Raw genomic sequence first — 18,059 nt, forward strand, 5'->3', positions numbered from 1 at the left:
ACCGGCCGGAGGCAGCCGGAGGCGGCCGGTGGCGGCCATTGGTGGATCCTCTGGACCGGGCGGTGGAATTCCGGGCCGGGTTTGGACCATTCGGTGCTGTTCGCGGTGGTCGGTCTACGCGCGTAGGGGCTATATTTCCGCAATGGAGAAGCAGATCCCCGTCACCACCGCGGGCACCGGCCCGCGCATCCCCACCGCCGACCAGATCCGCCGTGCGCCGAAGGTCCTGCTGCACGACCACCTCGACGGCGGGCTGCGCCCGGAGACCATCGTCGAGCTCGCCGCCGCCACCGGCTACGAGGGCCTCCCCACCACCGACCCCAAGGAGCTCGGCGAGTGGTTCCGCGAGGCCGCCGACTCCGGCTCGCTGGTCCGCTACCTGGAGACCTTCGCCCACACCTGCGCCGTCATGCAGACCCGTGAGTCCCTGGTCAAGGTCGCCGCGGACTGCGCCGAGGACCTGGCCGCCGACGGCGTCGTGTACGCCGAGGTCCGCTACGCCCCCGAGCAGCACCTGGAGGCCGGCCTGACCCTGGACGAGGTCGTCGACGCCGTCCAGGAGGGCTTCCGCCTCGGCGAGGCCAACGCCCGTGCGGCCGGCCACCGGATCCGCATCGGCACCCTGATCACCGCGATGCGGCACGCCGCCCGCTCGCAGGAGATCGCCGAGCTGGCCAACCGTCACCGCGACCGCGGCGTCGTCGGCTTCGACATCGCGGGCGCCGAGGCCGGCTTCCCCCCCACCCGCCACCAGGCCGCCTTCGACTACCTCAAGGGCGAGAACAACCACTTCACCATCCACGCGGGCGAGGCCTTCGGCCTGCCGTCGATCTGGGAGGCCCTGCAGTGCTGCGGCGCCGACCGGCTCGGCCACGGCGTGCGGATCGTGGACGACATCACGGTGAACGAGGACGGCGGCGTCGAGCTCGGCCGGCTGGCCGCGTACGTGCGCGACAAGCGGATCCCGCTGGAGATGTGCCCGACCTCCAACCTCCAGACCGCGGCGGCCGCTTCGTACGCCGAGCACCCGATCGGGCTGCTCAGCCGGCTGAAGTTCCGGGTCACCGTGAACACCGACAACCGGTTGATGAGCGGCACCAGCATGAGCCAGGAGTTCGGCCACCTGGTCGAGGCCTTCGGCTACACCCTGGGCGACATGGAGTGGTTCACGGTGAACGCGATGAAGTCCGCGTTCCTGCCCTTCGACGAGCGGCTGGCGATGATCAACGACGTGATCAAGCCGGGCTACGCCGAGCTCAAGGCGGAGTGGCTGTTCAGCGCGGGTGCCGGCGCCAACTGAGCCGCCGGTCCCACCGGGTCGGATGAACGCCGCTTCCTGGCACAGAAGTTGGCGTTCATCCGACTACTCACTCGGGTGAGTGAACGCCCTTTGGAGCTCGCGCGGCCCGGTCACTACGGTGTGCCAGTCATTGCTGACAGGCCGTGGCGGCGGTCGCCCGTCGGCCGCACCGTGCGACGTCGGCCACCGACGAAGACCCAAGGGGACGAACCATGAAGCAGGCTCTCAAGGCCGCCGGTACCGCGGCGCTCGGCATCGCCATCGCGGCGGTCGGCGCCGGCACCGCCTCCGCGGCGGCCGGCCAGGCGGCCGGCGGCCTCGGGCTGCCCACCGGCGCGGTCACGAACCCCGCGGTGACCGGTGCGGTCACCGACACCGCCGCCAAGCTGCCCGGTGGCGACAAGGTCGCCGGCACCCTCGGCACCCTGACCCCGTCCGCCGGTCAGCCCGCCGCCGCCCCGGCCCCCGAGGCCGCGCCCGCCGCCCCGGTCGCCGGCGTCACCCAGCAGCGCGCCGCCCTCCCGGGCGTCCCCGGCCTGGACAAGACCCCGATCGGCGGCCTGACCGGCGCCCTGCCGGGTCTGGGCGGCTGACCCCGGCCCCGCGCCGGTACCACGACGGGCCGCCTCACGGCTCCTGGGGGAGCAGCACCCACAGCGCGAGGTAGATCAGGAACTGCGGGCCGGGCAGCAGGCAGGAGAGCAGGAAGATCAGCCGGACGGTCCACGGGGTCAGGCCGAAGCGCTCGGCGATCCCGGCGCAGACACCGGCGATGACGCGGTTGTGACGGGGACGGGCGAGACGCGCGCTCATCTGGACTCCTAGGGCTGGCGGCCCGGGCCGGTCGGTCCGGCGGGCGTACCTCCATACTCCGCCGTCGACGGCCCGAAAACCTCCGCCCACCAGGCGATTCCCGGGGTCGACAGCTCACCGCGAAGACGTAGACCGGGATCGGGGTCGACTCAGGGTCACCCTGAGGACAAAGGTCCCGGCGGAGTTTCCGGGAGGGCGAAAACCCGGTCGCCGGAAGGCCTTGCGGGAGGGATATGATTCCGCGGTCGCTGATGGTGGGGGGCATCCCAGCGGCGCCGGTACGGCCTTGTTCGGCCTGGCCCCAACGGGCCCCTCACGCCTGCGATTTCGCACTTTTGCCGGGCCACGCCCGAATTCTCCCGTGAGGTTTCCTTGCGTCATCAGCCCCGCCGACTGCTCGCCGTGGCCGCCGCTGCCGTGCTGGTCCCCGGCCTCGCCCTGACCGCCGCCCCGGCCGCCCTCGCGATCCCGACGACCGGCTCGACGACCGGCCCGACGACCGGTCCGACCGTGGGCCCGACGACCGGTCCGACCGCGGGCCCGACGGCGCCCGACCGGCAGGACCAGGCCTCGCTGATCAAGATCACCACGAGCGGCATGCCGACCACGGTCAAGGCCGGCACCTCGGTCGAACTCACCTCGACCCTCAGGAACACCGCCGACCACCGGATGGACGTGACGACCGGCTTCGTCGTCACCACCGTCCGGGGCAGCGGGCCCCGCCCGAGCCGACTGGAGCTGGCGTACCAGCGCCCCGGTGACACCCGGTGGAAGGACGCTACGGCGCTCGGCACCGACGCCGGCGGCCTCTGGGACCTGGACCCGTTCGCCACCGAACTCCACCTGGAGTCCGGCGCGGAGTACGTCTACCGGCTGCGCCTGACCTTCGCCGCCGATGCCGCCCCCGGACCGGCCGGCGCCGCCCTCAGTGCGGTGGTCTCGGACCCGACCCTGCCCCCGGAGCAGCGCGGCGCCCCGGCCTGGGGCAGCACCCCGGGCTTCACCGTCGAGAGCGGCACCCCGACCACTCCGGCCCCGGTCGGGCTCCCGGACGTGACGATCGAGGGTCTGCCCGCCACCTTCGTCGCCGGAGGCGAGGCGAAGCCCTTCAGGGCGGTGTTCGGCAACCACACCGGCACCGACCTCCGGGTCGTCCCCGCGATCGTGTTCCAGGGCGAGGGCATGCTCCGCGCCGACATGGTGAAGCTCGAGTTCCAGACCCAGGCGGGGCTCTGGATCGCCGGTACGCCGGAGTGGCACGACCTCCCCGGCACCCGGCTGGGCGTGCAGTTGAGCAGCGGTTCCAAGGACGCCGACGTCATCGCGCTGCCGAACGGCGGGACCCGCACCGTCAACCTGCGGCTCGCCTGGACCAAGGAGGCCCCGGCGGCGGCCGAGTCGGTGTTCGCCGACGGCTACAGCCTGGCCGGTCCGGGCGGGACCGAGCGCGGGACCTCCAGCCCCGGGGTCGACTTCCGGATCGAGGCCGCCACGGGCGCCACCGGCACCCCGGCCCCGACCGCCCCCGCCACCCCGACCGATGCCCCCGCCGTGCCGGCCGTCCAGGTCGCCGCCGACGCGCCGGTCCCGGCCGCCGCCCCCGCGCAGGCCGCCGCCCCGGCCCCGGCCGCCACCCGGCTGGCCTCGACCGGCGGCGGCTCCTCCTCCGCCCCGACGGCGATCACCGGTGCCACCGCGATCGCCCTCGGCCTCGGCATCCTGGTCGTCGCCCGCCGCCGCAACCGCGCCGGGAACAGCGGCAACTGACCCGGTGACAGCACGAGGCCCGCCCGCCCCCGCCGTGCTGCGGGGTCGGACGGGCCTTCCGGCGTCCCGGTGATCAGCCGGCCGGGTGCGGCGGCTGGACCGGCGGCGCGGGCTGGGCGTACGGGTTGTCCGCCACCGGCTGGGCCGGCGCGCCCGGCTGCGGGTACGCCGCGGCGCCCTGCTGCGGGGCGTTCGGGTTGAACGCGGCCTGCTGGGCGGCGTTCGGGGCGTACGGCGCGTTGGGGTTGTACGGCGCGTTCGGGTTGTACGGCGCGGTGGGGTCGTGCGGGGCGTTGCCCAGGTACGGCGAGGCCGACGGGTTGGCCGGCTGCTTCTTCGCGTTGCTGCGCTCGATGATGGCCTTCACCGAGGCGACGATCATCAGGACCGGCAGGATGAACGCCTTGAAGAAGATGAAGTACTCGCGGCCCTCGAAGACGAACGCGAGGTAGTACGCGTACCCCAGGAACCCGAGACCGAAGAGCACGTTGAGGGCCCGCAGGCCGGCCTTCGTGCCGCCGCCGACGGCCCCGAGGACCAGCATGATGGCGCCGCTGAGCGCCAGCAGGACGACGTACCAGGAGAACAGCGGGTCGACGCTGAAGTCGAGATTGTTCAAGGGGGTTTTCCTGTGGGAGGAGAAAGAAATGACGGCGGGCGCCGTCCGGGGACGAGAGCGCACAGTACTAGGGGCGACCGACATTCGTCCTCGCCTTTTCATCACGGTGTCATTGCGCCGGGTCCGCGCTGCACCGGAACGGTAATTGACGAGGTGGGAAATGACTGTTTATGAGGTGCTGCGGGTCTTTTGCGGGCCGGACGGCCGGCACGGGAACGCGCTCGGGGTGGTGCGGGACGGTGCCGCGCTGCCGGGGCGGGCGGAGCGGCAGGCCTTCGCCCGCGAACTCGGCTTCAGCGAGACGGTGTTCGTCGACGACCCGGAGCGCGGGGAGATCGACATCTACGCCCCGGGCCTGCGCCTGCCGTTCGCCGGCCACCCGTGCGTGGGCGCCGCCTGGCTGCTCGGGGTGGAACGACTGGTCACCGAGGCCGGGGTGGTGGCGGTGCGGCGCGAGGGCGGGCTGACGCTGATCGGGGCCCGGCCGGAGTGGGCCCCGCCCCGCACGCTGCGGCAGTACGGGTCGCCGGCCGAGGTGGAGGGGCTGGCGGTGCCGCCGCCGGGGGAGTGGGTGTACGCCTGGGCCTGGCAGGACGAGGCGGCCGGCACGGTGCGGGCCCGGGCCTTCCCCGGGCGCGGGGACGGCATCGACGAGGACGAGGCGACCGGCGCGGCCGCCCTGCTGCTGGCCGACCGGCTCGGGCGGGCGCTGACCGTCACCCAGGGCCGGGGTTCGCAGCTGACCGCGGGCCCGCGGCCGGACGGGCTGGTGGAGGTCGGCGGCCGGGTGGTCCGGGCGGCGGGTCAGCCGGCGGGCGGCGTCGGTTCCGCGTAGGCGCGCGGCCGGCCCGCGGCCGCGACCGTCATCGTCGGGGTGACGGTCGCGGTCACCGGCGGGACGGTCAGGACGACCGCCCGGGGCGTCCGCGGCGTCGGGCGGTCGTCGCGCAGCAGGCGGCGCAGGCCGGGGACGAGCGCCAGGTGGGTGATCATCACGCCGAGCACGGCGAACAGTATGTGGTCGACGTTGAGCACGTGCCCGGGCGTCCAGGAGGAGAGGAACTCCAGTCCGGTCGCCAGCAGGGCGGAGGCGCCCGCGGTGCGCAGGAAGGAGGGCAGCCAGGGGGCCCGGACCCGGCCGCCGGCCAGCGGCAGCAGCACGCCCAGCGGGGCGAGCAGCAGGAACTCGCCGACCACCTGCCAGGTGCTGGAGGAGCGGAGCGAGGCCAGCGGGGTCAGGTTGGCGTCGTACACCCAGGCCACCGGCAGCGGTCTGAGCACCAGCCAGAGCGCCAGCGTCAGGTGGAGGGCCAGGCCCGCCAGCCCGGCCCGGCGGAGGGAACGGTGGACGGCCGCCGCCGGCGCCGGCCTGGTCTCGGTCCGTGCGCCGGAACGCTGGTCGCGTGTCCTGGTGCCATCTCGCTGCACGGGGGGAAGGACGTGGGCCGGTGGCGCGGCGGTTCCACTCCGGTGGTGAACATTCCGGGACGCGCCCCCGTTTCCCGTCCCGCGTCCCGGCCCCACCCGGCGGTCGGTTGCCCGTTACCCGGCGGCCCTGTGCCCGCTGCCCGGCGGCCGCCCGCCCCTACGCAGCGGCTACCGGCACGACGGCGAGGCCGTCGGCAGCGCGCTGAACGCGTTGTTCGGCGGCGGCGAGCCGGGGCCGACCGGGGAGGGCGTGGGGCTCGGGGCGGCGCTCGGCCGGGCCGCGCCGCGGGCCGGGGTGACGGCCGGGGCCGCCGGGACGGGCGGGGTGGGCAGCGCGGTCGGTATGTGCGGGGCGGTCGGGCAGGCCGTCCGGCTGGCGGGCGCGCCGGCGTCGACCGGGACGGCGGTCGGCCGGATGCCGCAGCCGGTGGCCAGGGCGAGCAGGAGCAGCGCGCCGGCGGCCCGGCGCAGGGTGGTGCGGGTGGGGGAGGTCACGTGGCGTCCTTGTACTCGGCGTCGCCGGTGGGGCCGCTGCCGGTCCCGCCCGTGGACGGCGGCGGTGGGGTGAGCGGCAGGGTGAGGGTGAACACCGCGCCGACCTCCCCGTTCGCCGCCGTGATCGTCCCCCCGTGGATCCGGGCGTTGGCCATCGCGATGGACAGTCCCAGTCCGCTGCCCTCGGAGCGGGCCCGTCCGCGGTCGGCCTTGTAGAAGCGGTCGAAGACGTGCGGCAGCACGTCCTCGGGGATGCCGGGGCCGCTGTCGGACACCTCGACGACGACGGAGTCCGCCGTCTGCCGGACCTTGACCCGCACCGGCGAGCCGCCGTGCTTGAGCGCGTTGCCGATCAGGTTGGCGAAGACGACGTCGAGCCGGCGCGGGTCGACCACGGCCAGGATGCCGCGCGGGGCGTCCAGTTCGACCGCGTCGTACCAGGCCCGGCCGTCGATGCAGGACATGATCAGGTCCGCGACGTCCACCTCGTCGGCGACCAGCTTGGCGGTGCCCGCGTCGAAGCGGGTGACCTCCATCAGGTTCTCCACCAGGTCGGACAGCCGCCGGGTCTCGCTGACCACCAGCCGGACGGCGGGCTCGATCATCGGGTCCAGCGACTCGGCCTCGTCCTCCAGGATGTCGGTCACCGCGGTCATCGCGGTGAGCGGGGTGCGCAGCTCGTGCGACATGTCGGCGACGAACCGCCGGCTCTGCGCCTCGCGCGCGCTCAGCTCCTCGACCTGCTCGTGCAGCGATTCCGCAGCCCGGTTGAACGTCCGCGCCAGGTCGGCGAGTTCGTCGGAGCCGTCGACCTCCAGCCGGGTGTCGAGGTGGCCCTCGCCGAGCCGCTTGGCGGCCTCGCCGAGCCGCTTGACCGGCCGCAGCACGGTGGCCGAGGCGGCCTGCGCGAGCAGCGCCGAGCCGATCAGCGCGAGCAGGGTCGCGATGGCCAGCGACCAGCCGAGGGTGTTGAGGTCGGCCCGCTCGTTCTCCAGCGACTTGAACATGTACGCCGTCGGGCCGTTCGGCACCACCTTGGTGCCGCCGATGACGAACGGGCGGCCCTCCAGGTTCTGCCGTTGCCAGTACAGGTGGTACGGGTACGGGTTGCTCTCGCTGACCTCGCGCGGCTTGGCGACGGTGGACTGCAGCGCCGCCGGGACGTCGGCCAGGGTGAACTTCGTCGGGGCGGAGGAGGCCGGGCACTCGGGGTGCGCCTGGTCGACCACGACCACTTCGTAACTCAGGCCGGAGCTCGCCACGTTGGTGGCCAGGGTGGCGAGGTCCGAGCAGCTGGCGTTCAACGGCAGGTCGGAGACGTTGCGGCTGAGCGAGACCCGGAAGTCGTTCAGCGCGGTGTCCTGGGCGCGCTTGAGCACCGCGTCCCGGTTGAGCCAGTACGCGATGCCGGAGGCCGAGACGGCGGCGAGCAGCGCGACGGCCGCGAACACCGCGATCAGCCGCACCCGGAGCGAGCGCAGCCGCCGCCACGGGCCGGACGAGAACCGCCGGGCGGTCTGCTGATGGTCAGTCACAAGAGCCTGTCGTCGTACGGGAGTTCAGGGCAGAGAGCAGGGGGAGGGAGCGGGGGGCGTCAGGCGGGCGGGTCCAGCCGGTAGCCCACCCCGCGGACGGTGCGGATCAGCGTGGGCGCGGACGGCACGTCCTCGACCTTGGCCCGCAGCCGCTGCACGCAGGCGTCCACCAGGCGGGAGTCGCCGAGGTAGTCGTGCTCCCAGACCAGCCGCAGCAGCTGCTGCCGGGAGAGCGCCTGCCCGGGGCGGCGGCTGAGCTCCAGCAGCAGCCGCAGCTCGGTCGGGGTGAGCTGGAGGTCGAGGCCGTCCTTGGTGACGGTCATCGCGGCCCGGTCGATCACCACGCTGCCGTACGCGGACGAGTCCGAGCTCTCCCGCTCGCCGCGCCGCAGCACGGCCCGGATCCGGGCGTCCAGCACCCGCGGCTGGACCGGCTTCACCACGTAGTCGTCCGCACCGGACTCCAGACCCACCACCACGTCGATGTCGTCTGAGCGCGCGGTGAGCAGGATGATCGGCAGCTGGTCGGTGCGGCGGATCCGACGGCAGACCTCGAAGCCGTCGATTCCGGGCAGCATCACGTCCAGCACGATCAGGTCGGGCCGCTGCTCCTTGAAGAGCCTCAGACCGTCCTCACCGGAGGCGGCGGTGGCCACGCGGTGGCCCTGGCGGGTGAGGGCGAGTTCGAGGCCGGTCCGGATGGCGTCGTCGTCCTCGATCAGTAGGAGGAAAGGCACGGCCCCATTTTGGCCCACCGGAAGCGTCGATTCACCCCCCGGACCGGTGACCGCCCGTATGGGAACCGGAAGGACGGCCCCCGGCGTCCGGTACGGAGGGAGGCGGACCGGGACGAACGGCCCGTCCCTGTGACACCCCTGTGACAGTCGGCGGACAGCGCCATCACAACCGGCGGGCAGGATTTTCCATGTCGCCGCAGGACAGCGGGCCGCAAGGGCCGGCTGGAGGGCGGCAACAGGAACCGCTCGTACCGAACCAAGGGGGCGCACGATGAACGCCACGCTTCAGACCCGGACCAACCCGGCTGTCCGCACCGCGCGTTCGTCAGCGACCACTCACCGGACCCGGTACGAGATCAGGACCGACGAGAACTCCGGTGCCGTGACCGTACGGGGGTGCGCGCACAGCACCGGTGGAAACCCTGTCGCCCGCCGGGTGAGCGGCGGCAGGACAGGGGAGCTGTACGGGATCGGCCGACTGGGGAGTGCGGCCGACTCCGGCACCACCCTCACGCTGCGGGGGATCCTCCCCGTCCGCGTCGAGGGCAAGGACGCCCGGGGGGGCGACCTGGGGAAGAACGGTCTGCGGACGGTCGGCTCGGGGGAGTCGGCCGGCCGCGAGGCCGCCGGTGCGACGCTGCTGCGGCTGAACCCCGCACCGGCCCGCACCACCGAGGCGGGACAGGGGGACGCGCAGGGGGAGCACCCGGCCGTCGCGGAGGACCACATCACGGAGTTCACCGCGTACGTCCGCGAGCGCCGCGCCTCCCTGTACGCCACGGCGTACCACCTCACCGGTGACCGCTACGAGGCCGAGGACCTGCTGCAGAGCGCGCTCTTCAGCACCTACCGGGCCTGGGGCCGGATCACCGACAAGGCCGCGGTCGGGGGCTACCTCCGCCGCACCATGACCAACCTGCACATCTCCGCCTGGCGGCGCCGCAAGGTCAACGAGTACCCGACCGAGGAGCTGCCGGAGACGGCCGGCGACACCGACGCGATGGGCGGCACCGAGCTGCGCACCGTGCTCTGGCAGGCGCTGGCGAAGCTGCCGGAGAACCAGCGGACCATGCTGGTGCTGCGCTACTACGAGGGCAAGACCGACCCGGAGATCGCCGACGTGCTGGGGATCAGCGTCGGCACGGTCAAGAGCAGCATCTGGCGCGCCCTGCGCCGGCTGCGCGAGGACGAGCACCTGAACAAGTCGGGCGACACCGTCCGGGCGTTCGGCGAGCTGGTCGCGTAACGGTTCGGGGACACGAGGACTCCCGTCGGGGGACGGGTAGCGGACGGTAGCGGTTCGGGGACACCGGCTCGGGGGAGCGGGGTCCGTGGGGAGCCGGCACCGTTCGTCGAGGCGACGGCCCGGTGCGGGGGAGACGCACCGGGCCCGTCGTCGTTCCCGCGTTTCCGGGGCCCGCCGGTTCGGAGCGCGGACAGGTTCCCGCGCTCCCGGGGCCCCGTCGGCTCAGACCGCGGACAGTTCCCGCGGCCCGGCCGCCGTGCGGACCCGCCGTTCGGCCTCCGGCCCGGCGCACGGGTACGAGCCCAGCTCGACCTGCCGGCCGACGATGGCCCGCTCGGCCCGCATCAACCGGAATCCCCGGCGCAGCAGCACCGGCAGCGACTTGCGGCCCTCACGGACGTCCCGGCGCAGCCGGCGCCAGGCCGTGGTGAGGGCGCCGTTGCGCAGGCAGAGGGCGTCGCCGAGCAGGCCCTCGGCCGCGCACTGGGCGACGATCTCGGCGGCGAAGATGCCCTCGGCGATGAACGCGGCCGCGCCGTCCAGGTCCAGGGCGCGGGTGGCGACCCGGCCGTTGTCCGGGATCGAGTACACCGGCACCTCGGTGCGCCCGTGCTCGTACAGGGCGCGGATGGCGGCCACGGCCTGGTCACGGTGCCAGGCGAGCGGGGAGTCCCAGTCCACGGCGCCGTCCGGCAGCCGGGGCAGGGTCGGGTCGTCCCCGTCCTTGTAGAAGTCGTCCAGCTGGAGCACCGGCAGTCCGCTGCGCTCGGCCAGCGAGGACTTCCCCGATCCGGAGGGCCCGGAGAGCAGGATCACCCGGGCGTGGGCCGTCGGCGCGGGGTTCATGGGGGAGTCACTCACGGGACACCAGTCTGACGCATCGGGGCCGGTTGCCGAAACCGGTCGGAGCCCACCTTCTGCGCCGGGGCGGCCGGGGGCGGGGGACCGGCTCGGCCGGGAAAACCGACGGACCCGCGCCAGGGGGGGAGAGGCGCGGGTCCGTCCTGTGACCGTCCGGGCCCTGGGGGGGAGAGGGCACGGGGGACGGCCAGTCTGTGGAGTTGTGACGCTCGGGTGACGGAGGGTCAGATCCCCATCGGGTGCCAGACCGTCTTCGTCTCCAGGAAGGAGAGTAGCCGCTCGGTACCGGGCGCATCGGTCCAGTCCCGGGCGAACGGGTCCAGCTCCGGACGCACCACCCGCTTCAGGGTATCCGCGGCGGCGGCCTCCAGGGCGGGCGCCGCGCCGGGGCCGTCGGCGGCGATGGCACCGGTGAGGTCCAGCGCGTTGACGTCCTGGTGCGAGGCCAGGGTGGGCGCGATGTCCGCGGTCCGGCCCGAGATGATGTTGACCACGCCACCGGGGACGTCCGAGGTGGCCAGCACCTCGCCCAGCGAGAGCGCGGGCAGCGGGGCGTCCGCGGCGGCCGCGACCACGACCGTGTTGCCGGTGGTGATCGCCGGGGCGATCACCGAGACCAGGCCGAGCAGCGAGTGCCCGTACCCGGCCTGCGGGGCGACGATCCCGACCACGCCGGTCGGCTCCGGGGTGGAGAGGTTGAAGTACGGCCCGGCCACCGGGTTGGCGCCGCCCGCGATCTGGGCGACCTTGTCCGTCCAGCCCGCGTACCAGACCCAGCGGTCGATCGCGGCGTCCACCAGCGCGGCGGCCTTCTTCGGGCCGATGCCCTCGGAGAGCGACACCTCGGCGGCGAACTGCTCGCGCCGGCCCTGGAGCATCTCGGCGACGCGGTACAGCACCTGGCCGCGGTTGTACGCGGTGGTGCCGGCCCAGCCCTTGACCGCCGCGCGGGCGGCCAGGACGGCGTCCCGGGTGTCCTTGCGGGTGCCCAGCGGGGCGTTGGCGAGCCACTCGCGCTTCCCCGCCGCGCCGGCGGCAGACGTCGCCTTGGTCACCTCGTACACCCGTCCGCTCTCGGAGCGCGGGAACTTCCCGCCGACGTACAGCTTGTAGGTCTTGAGGACGTCAAGACGCGTTGCGACATCAGACATCGAGGTAGGCCTCCAGACCGTGGCGGCCACCCTCGCGGCCGTAACCCGACTCCTTGTAGCCGCCGAACGGCGAGGTCGGGTCGAACTTGTTGAAGGTGTTGGCCCAGACCACGCCGGCCTTGAGCCGGTTGGCCGTCCAGAGGATGCGCGAGCCCTTCTCCGTCCAGATGCCGGCGGAGAGGCCGAACGGGGTGTTGTTGGCCTTCTGGACCGCCTCGTCGGGGGTGCGGAAGGTCAGCACCGACAGGACCGGGCCGAAGATCTCCTCCTGGGCGATCCGGTGGGCCTGGCTGACGCCGGTGAACAGGGTCGGCTTGAACCAGAAGCCGGTGCCCGGGAGTTCGCACTCCGGCGACCAGCGGTCCGCGCCCTCGGCCTCGCCGGCCGCGGTCAGCTCGGTGATCCGGGCCAGCTGGGCGGCCGAGTTGATCGCGCCGATGTCGGTGTTCTTGTCCAGCGGGTCGCCGACCCGCAGGGTGGCCATCCGGCGCTTCAGGGCGTCCAGCACCTCGTCCTGGACGGACTCCTGGACCAGCAGGCGGGAACCGGCGCAGCAGACGTGGCCCTGGTTGAAGAAGATGCCGTTGACGATGCCCTCGACCGCCTGGTCGATCGGCGCGTCGTCGAAGACGATGTTGGCGGCCTTGCCGCCCAGCTCCAGCGACAGCTTCTTGCGGCTGCCGGCGACCTGCTTGGCGATCGCCCGGCCGACCGGGGTGGAGCCGGTGAAGGCGACCTTGTTGACGTCCGGGTGCGCGGTGAGCGCGGCGCCGGTGCGGCCGTCGCCGGTGACGATGTTGACGACGCCCTTGGGCAGGCCGGCCTGGCGGCAGATCTCGGCGAAGCGCAGGGCGGTCAGCGGGGTGGTCTCGGCCGGCTTCAGGACGACCGTGTTGCCGGTCGCCAGCGCGGGCGCGATCTTCCACGCCAGCATCATCAGCGGGAAGTTCCACGGGATGACCTGGCCGGCCACGCCCAGCGGGCGCGGGTTGGCGCCGAAGCCGGCGTAGTCGAGCTTGTCCGCCCAGCCCGCGTAGTAGAAGAACCACGCGGCGACGGTCGGGATGTCGAAGTCGCGGGTCTCGCGGATCGGCTTGCCGTTGTCGATCGACTCCAGCACGGCCAGCTCGCGGGCGCGCTCCTGGATGATCCGGGCGATCCGGAACAGGTACTTGGCGCGCTCGCTGCCGGGCAGCGCCGACCAGTCGGCGAAGGCCTTGCGGGCGGCGGCGACGGCGCGGTCCACGTCCTCGTCGGTGCCCCGGGCGAACTCGGCGAGCACCTGCTCGGTGGCCGGGTTGACCGTCTTCAGGGCCTCGCTGCCGGAGGAGTCGACGAACTCGCCGCCGATGAAGTGGCCGTAGGAGGTGGCGATGTCGCCGGCGGCGGCCGGGGACTCCGGGGCCGGGGCGTAGTCGAACAGGCCGCCGGCCGGCTTGGCCGCGGGCTCCTCGATGGTCTTCTTCTTGGCCATGGTGATCAGTCCACCGTCACGTAGTCGGGGCCGGAGTAGCGGCCGGTGGCCAGCTTCTGGCGCTGCATCAGCAGGTCGTTGAGCAGGCTGGAGGCGCCGAAGCGGAACCAGTGCGGGGTCAGCCAGTCGTCGCCGAGGGTCTCGTTGACCATCACCAGGTACTTCATGGCGTCCTTGGTGGTCTTGATGCCGCCGGCGGGCTTCACGCCGACCTGGACACCGGTGGCGGCGCGGAAGTCGCGGACCGCCTCCAGCATCAGCAGGGTGACCGGCGGGGTCGCGTTGACGGCGACCTTGCCGGTGGAGGTCTTGATGAAGTCGGCGCCGGCCAGCATCGCCAGCCAGGAGACCCGGCGGACGTTGTCGTAGGTCTGCAGCTCGCCGGTCTCGAAGATCACCTTGAGGTGGGCGTAGCTGCCGTCGGCGCGCTTGCACGCCTCCTTGACGGCGACGATCTCCTGGTAGACGTCGAAGTAGCGGCCGGACAGGAAGGCGCCGCGGTCGATCACCATGTCGATCTCGTCGGCGCCCGCGGCCACCGCGTCGGCGGTGTCGGCGAGCTTGACCGGGAGGGCGGCGCGGCCGGCCGGGAACGCGGTGGCGACCGAGGCGACCTGGATGTCGGTGCCGCGCAGGGCGTCCTTCGCGGTGGCGACCATGTCCGGGTAGACACAGATGGCGGCGACGCGCGGGGTGGTCGGGTCGGTCGGGTCGGGGGTCCTGCCCTTGGCGCACAGGCCGCGCACCTTGCCGACCGTGTCCGCGCCTTCCAGCGTGGTCAGGTCGATCATGGAGATCGCCAGGTCGATGGCGTGGGCCTTCGCCGTGGTCTTGATCGAGCGGGTGCCGAGGGAGGCGGCGCGGGCTTCGAGGCCGACCTGGTCGACGCCGGGCAGGCCGTGCAGGAAGCGGCGGAGCGAGGCCTCGGACGCCGCAACGTCCGCGAGGCCGCTGCCCGCGATGCCTGGGGGCACCTCCCGGCCGCCAGGCTGGGGGAGGGCATTGGCTGCAACAGTGGACATAGTCACCACACCAGCATATCTACGCGCGTAGCCGACCGCTAGGTCGACCACCTTTCCACCCGCTTTTCGTGGCCGGACCGAGACCTCAGGGGCCGGGCGCCCCCGGTCCGGGATTCGTGGCCGGACCGAGACCCGCTGGTGAGGGGTGCATGGGGCAGAATCGACGCCATGACCGAATCCGACGGCAAGCCCCACCCGGGCCCGGCCGCCCCCGGCGGGGAACCCGAGTACGCGGACCGCGTGTACCGCTCCGTCCCCGGCGTGATCTCCGGCGTGTTCCTGCTGGCCGTCGCCGCCTGGCTGATCGGCGACGCGGTGGTGACCGGCAGCGGGAAGACCCCGTACGTCGCGCTCGCGGCGCTGCCGGTGTTCGCGCTCCCGGTGTTCGCCTACACGCTCCGCCCGGCGGTGTTCGCCGACAGCGACCGCCTGGTCGTGCGCAACCCCTGGCGCACCATCACCGCCCCCTGGGCCTCGGTCGACGCGCTGCGCGCGGGCTACTCGGTCGAGCTGCTCTCCGGCGAGAAGAAGTACCAGGTGTGGGCCGTCCCGGTGTCGCTGCGCCAGCGCAAGCGGGCCAACCGCGCCCGCAGCCGCAGCAGCGCCGAGCACGCCTCCCGGACCGGTCTGGGGATGGGGCTCGCCGCCCGGACCAACCCGGCCGTCCAGGGCTCGCCCGATCCCACCCGGGCCTGGTCCGACCAGGTGACCGACGTCCTCACGGAGATGGCCGAACGCCACGGCCGCCGCCCCGGCGCGGCCGGTCCGCTGGTGGTGCGCTGGTGCTGGTGGGTCATCGCCCCGGCCCTGGCGGGCCTGGTCGCCCTGATCACGGTGATCGCGGTCTGAGACCGCGTACGCGCAAGGCCCGCCGGTCCCGGACCGGCGGGCCTTGCGCGTACGTTCCCGGGGTCAGATGCCCGCGGCCTCGGCGAGGTCCCGCTTGATCGTCTCCAGCAGGGCGGCGGCGCGCTCCCGGGCGTCGGCCAGGTCGGCCGCGGCGGCGACCGGGAGGACGACCTCCAGGTAGCACTTGAGCTTGGGCTCGGTGCCGGACGGGCGGACCACGATCCGGGCCGAACGGACGGCGTCGCCCGCCAGGTAGTAGCGCAGGCCGTCGGTGGGCGGCAGCTCGGCGGAGCCCGCCGACAGGTCGTCGGCGCGGGTGACGGTCAGCCCGGCCAGCACGGTGGGCGGCTGCTCGCGCAGCCGGCGCATGGCGTCGGCGATCAGCGAGAGGTCCTGGACCCGGACAGACAGCTGGTCGGTGGCGTGCAGGCCGTGCTCCAGCGCCAGGTCGTCCAGCAGGTCGCCCAGCGTGCGGCCGGACCGCTTGAGGGTGGCGGCCAGCTCGGCGACCAGCAGGGCGGCGGTGATGCCGTCCTTGTCCCGGACGCCCTGCGGGTCGACGCAGTAGCCGAGCGCCTCCTCGTAGCCGTAGCGCAGGCCCTGGGCGCGGGAGATCCACTTGAAGCCGGTCAGCGTCTCGGCGTAGCCCAGGCCGGCGGCCTCGGCGATCCGGCCGAGCAGGGTGGCGGAGACGATGGTGGTGGCGAAGGTGCCCTCGGCCTTCTTGGCGACCAGCGCCGAGCCGAGCAGCGCGCCGACCTCGTCGCCGCGCAGCATCCGCCAGCCGGAGGTGCCGTTGCCGCCGCCCGCCGCGTTGCCGTGGACCGGGACGGCCACCGCGCAGCGGTCGGCGTCCGGGTCGTTGGCGATCACGATGTCCGGGCCGACCGCGGCGGCGGTGCGGAAGGCGAGGTCCATCGCCCCGGGCTCCTCCGGGTTGGGGAAGGCCACGGTCGGGAAGTCCGGGTCCGGCTCGGCCTGCTCGGCGACCACCGTCGGGGCCGGGAAGCCGGCCCGCTCGAAGGCGGCGACCAGGGTGTCGCGGCCGACCCCGTGCATCGGGGTGTAGACCACGTCCAGCTCGCGCGGGCTGTGCGCGTCGACGATGGAGACGGCCCGGGTCAGGTAGGCCTCGACGACGTCCTCGCCGAGCACCTCCCAGCCCTCGGCGGCGCGCCGGACGTCGTCCAGCGAGCCGATCGCGTCGATCTCGGCGGCGATCCCGGCGTCGGCCGGCGGGACGATCTGCGAGCCGTCGCCCAGGTAGACCTTGTAGCCGTTGTCCTGCGGCGGGTTGTGGCTCGCGGTGACGGTCACGCCGGCGGCCGCGCCCAGGTGGCGGACGGCGAAGGCGAGCACCGGGGTCGGCAGCGGGCGGGGCAGCAGCGCGGCGCGCAGGCCGGCGCCGACCACCACGGCGGCGGTGTCCCGGGCGAAGTCGTACGACTTGTGGCGGGCGTCGTAGCCGATCACCACCAGGTCGCCCAGGCCCTGCTTCTTCACGTACCCGACCAGACCGGCGGCGGCCCGGATCACCACGGCGCGGTTCATCCGCATCGGACCGGCCCCGAGCTCGCCGCGCAGCCCGGCGGTGCCGAACTGGAGGCGGTCGGCGAAGCGCTCGGCGAGCTCGGCCCAGGCGAGCGTGCTGTCCTCGTCGGCCTCGGGGCCCTCGGCGCGGGCCAGCAGGGCGGCCAGCTCCTCGCGGGTCTGCGGGTCGGGGTCCTCGGCCAGCCAGGTCCGGGCCCGGGCGAGGAGGTCGGTGGTGGGTGCCTGCGTCATGTTGCCTGCTCCATCGGGAAGTGCGTCGGTGTGTCGGCCGGAGGGTTCCGCGCGAAGGGAAGAGGTGTGCACACGCGGACGGGGCCCGCGGGACGGCGTGATCGGTGGATCACGCGCCCGCGGGCCCCGTCGCTCATGATTCTGCGCCCGGCAGGCGTCAGATCCGCTCCAGGACCTTCGCCAGCAGCTCGCCCATGCGCTCGGCGGAGGCCTTGCCGGCCTCCAGGACCTCGGCGTGGTTGAGCGGCTCGCCGGTCATCCCGGCGGCCAGGTTGGTGACCAGGGAGATGCCGAGCACCTCGGTGCCGGCCTCGCGGGCGGCGATGGCCTCCAGGGTGGTGGACATGCCGACCAGCTCGCCGCCGATCACCCGGGCCATGTTGACCTCGGCCGGGGTCTCGTAGTGCGGGCCGCGGAACTGGACGTAGACGGCCTCGTCCAGGCTCGGGTCGACCTCGCGGCACAGCGCGCGCAGGCGCTTGGAGTAGAGGTCGGTGAGGTCGACGAAGTTGGCGCCGACGATCGGGGAGTCCGCGGTCAGGTTGATGTGGTCGCTGATCAGGACCGGCTGACCCGGGGTCCAGCCCTGGCGCAGGCCGCCGCAGCCGTTGGTCAGGACGATGATGCCGCAGCCGGCCGCGGCGGCGGTGCGCACGCCGTGGACGACGGTGGCCACGCCGTGGCCCTCGTAGTAGTGGTTGCGGCCGAGGAAGATCAGGGCGCGCTTGTCGCCGATCTTCACCGAGCGGATCTTGCCGGCGTGGCCGGCCACGGCGGGGGCGGGGAAGCCCGGGAGCTCGGTGACCGGGAACTCGGCCACGGTCTCGCCCAGGGCGTCGGCGGCCGGCACCCAGCCGGAGCCCATCACCAGGGCGACGTCGTGCCGCTCGGCACCGGTCAGCTCGCGCAGGCGCTCGGCGGCGGCCTGGGCGGCGGCGTAGGGGTCGGCGGAGACGACCGACTGAGGAGAAGCGTTCACG

At 73.7% G+C, this 18,059-nt stretch carries 18 protein-coding genes; 6 read left to right on the forward strand and 12 right to left on the reverse strand.

The features are described 5' to 3' along the window. Positions 1-142 precede the first annotated feature (142 nt). Together AB0O91_RS29130 and AB0O91_RS29135 are read left to right on the forward strand one after the other, a co-directional pair. Positions 143-1,300 carry an adenosine deaminase gene (locus AB0O91_RS29130; protein ID WP_363439099.1) on the forward strand — a complete coding sequence of 386 codons (1,158 nt, stop codon included), beginning with the start codon at positions 143-145 and terminating at the stop codon, positions 1,298-1,300. Between the two features lie 212 nt (positions 1,301-1,512). Continuing rightward, positions 1,513-1,893 carry an ATP-binding protein gene (locus tag AB0O91_RS29135; protein ID WP_363439102.1) on the forward strand — a complete coding sequence of 127 codons (381 nt, stop codon included), beginning with the start codon at positions 1,513-1,515 and terminating at the stop codon, positions 1,891-1,893. A gap of 34 nt (positions 1,894-1,927) precedes the next feature. On the opposite strand, the gene AB0O91_RS29140 is transcribed toward AB0O91_RS29135, so the two are convergent. Further along, positions 1,928-2,113, reverse strand: coding sequence for a PspC domain-containing protein (locus AB0O91_RS29140; RefSeq protein WP_207813471.1), 186 nt, complete (start codon positions 2,111-2,113; stop codon positions 1,928-1,930). A gap of 372 nt (positions 2,114-2,485) precedes the next feature. Between AB0O91_RS29140 and AB0O91_RS29145 the strand changes: the two genes are divergently transcribed. After that, positions 2,486-3,880, forward strand: a complete 1,395-nt coding sequence (locus AB0O91_RS29145) for a hypothetical protein (RefSeq protein ID WP_363439105.1) — start codon at positions 2,486-2,488, stop codon at positions 3,878-3,880. Between the two features lie 73 nt (positions 3,881-3,953). On the opposite strand, the gene AB0O91_RS29150 is transcribed toward AB0O91_RS29145, so the two are convergent. Continuing rightward, entirely contained in the window at positions 3,954-4,499 is a 546-nt protein-coding gene (locus AB0O91_RS29150) for a hypothetical protein (RefSeq protein ID WP_363439108.1), read from the reverse strand. Between the two features lie 160 nt (positions 4,500-4,659). On the opposite strand from AB0O91_RS29150, the gene AB0O91_RS29155 reads away from it, so the two are divergent. After that, a complete protein-coding gene (locus AB0O91_RS29155) occupies positions 4,660-5,334 on the forward strand; it encodes a PhzF family phenazine biosynthesis protein (RefSeq protein ID WP_363439110.1) in 675 nt (224 codons plus the stop codon). Here AB0O91_RS29155 and AB0O91_RS29160 read toward each other — a convergent pair. From AB0O91_RS29160 to AB0O91_RS29175, 4 genes are all read right to left on the reverse strand, one after another. After that, entirely contained in the window at positions 5,304-5,927 is a 624-nt protein-coding gene (locus AB0O91_RS29160; protein ID WP_363439113.1) for a VanZ family protein, read from the reverse strand. The two genes, AB0O91_RS29155 and AB0O91_RS29160, sit on opposite strands and share 31 nt — an antisense overlap. Before the next feature lie 168 nt (positions 5,928-6,095). Then, on the reverse strand, positions 6,096-6,422 hold the full coding sequence (locus AB0O91_RS29165) for a hypothetical protein (protein WP_363439116.1): 327 nt from the start codon (positions 6,420-6,422) through the stop codon (positions 6,096-6,098). Then, positions 6,419-7,957, reverse strand: coding sequence for a HAMP domain-containing sensor histidine kinase (locus AB0O91_RS29170; RefSeq protein ID WP_363439119.1), 1,539 nt, complete (start codon positions 7,955-7,957; stop codon positions 6,419-6,421). Before AB0O91_RS29170 ends, AB0O91_RS29165 begins: the two co-directional genes overlap by 4 nt. 59 nt (positions 7,958-8,016) lie before the next feature. Then, positions 8,017-8,694, reverse strand: a complete 678-nt coding sequence (locus AB0O91_RS29175) for a response regulator transcription factor (RefSeq protein ID WP_360495283.1) — start codon at positions 8,692-8,694, stop codon at positions 8,017-8,019. Between the two features lie 637 nt (positions 8,695-9,331). Here AB0O91_RS29175 and AB0O91_RS29180 point away from each other — a divergent pair. Next, positions 9,332-9,940 carry a SigE family RNA polymerase sigma factor gene (locus AB0O91_RS29180; RefSeq protein WP_363439222.1) on the forward strand — a complete coding sequence of 203 codons (609 nt, stop codon included), beginning with the start codon at positions 9,332-9,334 and terminating at the stop codon, positions 9,938-9,940. Between the two features lie 222 nt (positions 9,941-10,162). Here the strand turns inward: AB0O91_RS29180 and AB0O91_RS29185 are convergent, their stop codons facing one another. The 4 genes from AB0O91_RS29185 to deoC all read right to left on the reverse strand — a co-directional run bounded on the left by AB0O91_RS29185 (position 10,163) and on the right by deoC (position 14,448). Beyond that, positions 10,163-10,786, reverse strand: a complete 624-nt coding sequence (locus tag AB0O91_RS29185) for an ATP-binding protein (RefSeq protein WP_363439225.1) — start codon at positions 10,784-10,786, stop codon at positions 10,163-10,165. A gap of 239 nt (positions 10,787-11,025) precedes the next feature. Then, the gene (locus tag AB0O91_RS29190; protein ID WP_363439122.1) at positions 11,026-11,952 is read right to left on the reverse strand and encodes an aldehyde dehydrogenase family protein; all 927 of its coding nucleotides are present in this window, start codon (positions 11,950-11,952) and stop codon (positions 11,026-11,028) included. Further along, positions 11,945-13,426, reverse strand: coding sequence for an aldehyde dehydrogenase family protein (locus tag AB0O91_RS29195; RefSeq protein ID WP_363439125.1), 1,482 nt, complete (start codon positions 13,424-13,426; stop codon positions 11,945-11,947). Before AB0O91_RS29195 ends, AB0O91_RS29190 begins: the two co-directional genes overlap by 8 nt. 5 nt (positions 13,427-13,431) lie before the next feature. Beyond that, complete coding sequence (gene deoC, locus AB0O91_RS29200) at positions 13,432-14,448, reverse strand: deoxyribose-phosphate aldolase (protein ID WP_363439128.1); 1,017 nt, start codon at positions 14,446-14,448, stop codon at positions 13,432-13,434. A gap of 168 nt (positions 14,449-14,616) precedes the next feature. Between deoC and AB0O91_RS29205 the strand changes: the two genes are divergently transcribed. Then, the gene (locus tag AB0O91_RS29205; protein ID WP_363439131.1) at positions 14,617-15,297 is read left to right on the forward strand and encodes a PH domain-containing protein; all 681 of its coding nucleotides are present in this window, start codon (positions 14,617-14,619) and stop codon (positions 15,295-15,297) included. A gap of 63 nt (positions 15,298-15,360) precedes the next feature. Here AB0O91_RS29205 and AB0O91_RS29210 read toward each other — a convergent pair whose 3' ends face one another. Both AB0O91_RS29210 and AB0O91_RS29215 read right to left on the reverse strand, forming a co-directional pair. Continuing rightward, on the reverse strand, positions 15,361-17,079 hold the full coding sequence (locus tag AB0O91_RS29210) for a phospho-sugar mutase (protein WP_363439134.1): 1,719 nt from the start codon (positions 17,077-17,079) through the stop codon (positions 15,361-15,363). Positions 17,080-17,236: 157 nt separating this feature from the next. Beyond that, positions 17,237-18,058 (reverse strand): purine-nucleoside phosphorylase, encoded by an 822-nt coding sequence (locus AB0O91_RS29215; protein ID WP_363439137.1) that lies wholly within the window; start codon positions 18,056-18,058, stop codon positions 17,237-17,239. Position 18,059 lies beyond the last annotated feature (1 nt).

Origin of the sequence: Kitasatospora sp. NPDC089797, assembly GCF_040684795.1 — a bacterium.
Lineage (GTDB): Bacteria > Actinomycetota > Actinomycetes > Streptomycetales > Streptomycetaceae > Kitasatospora.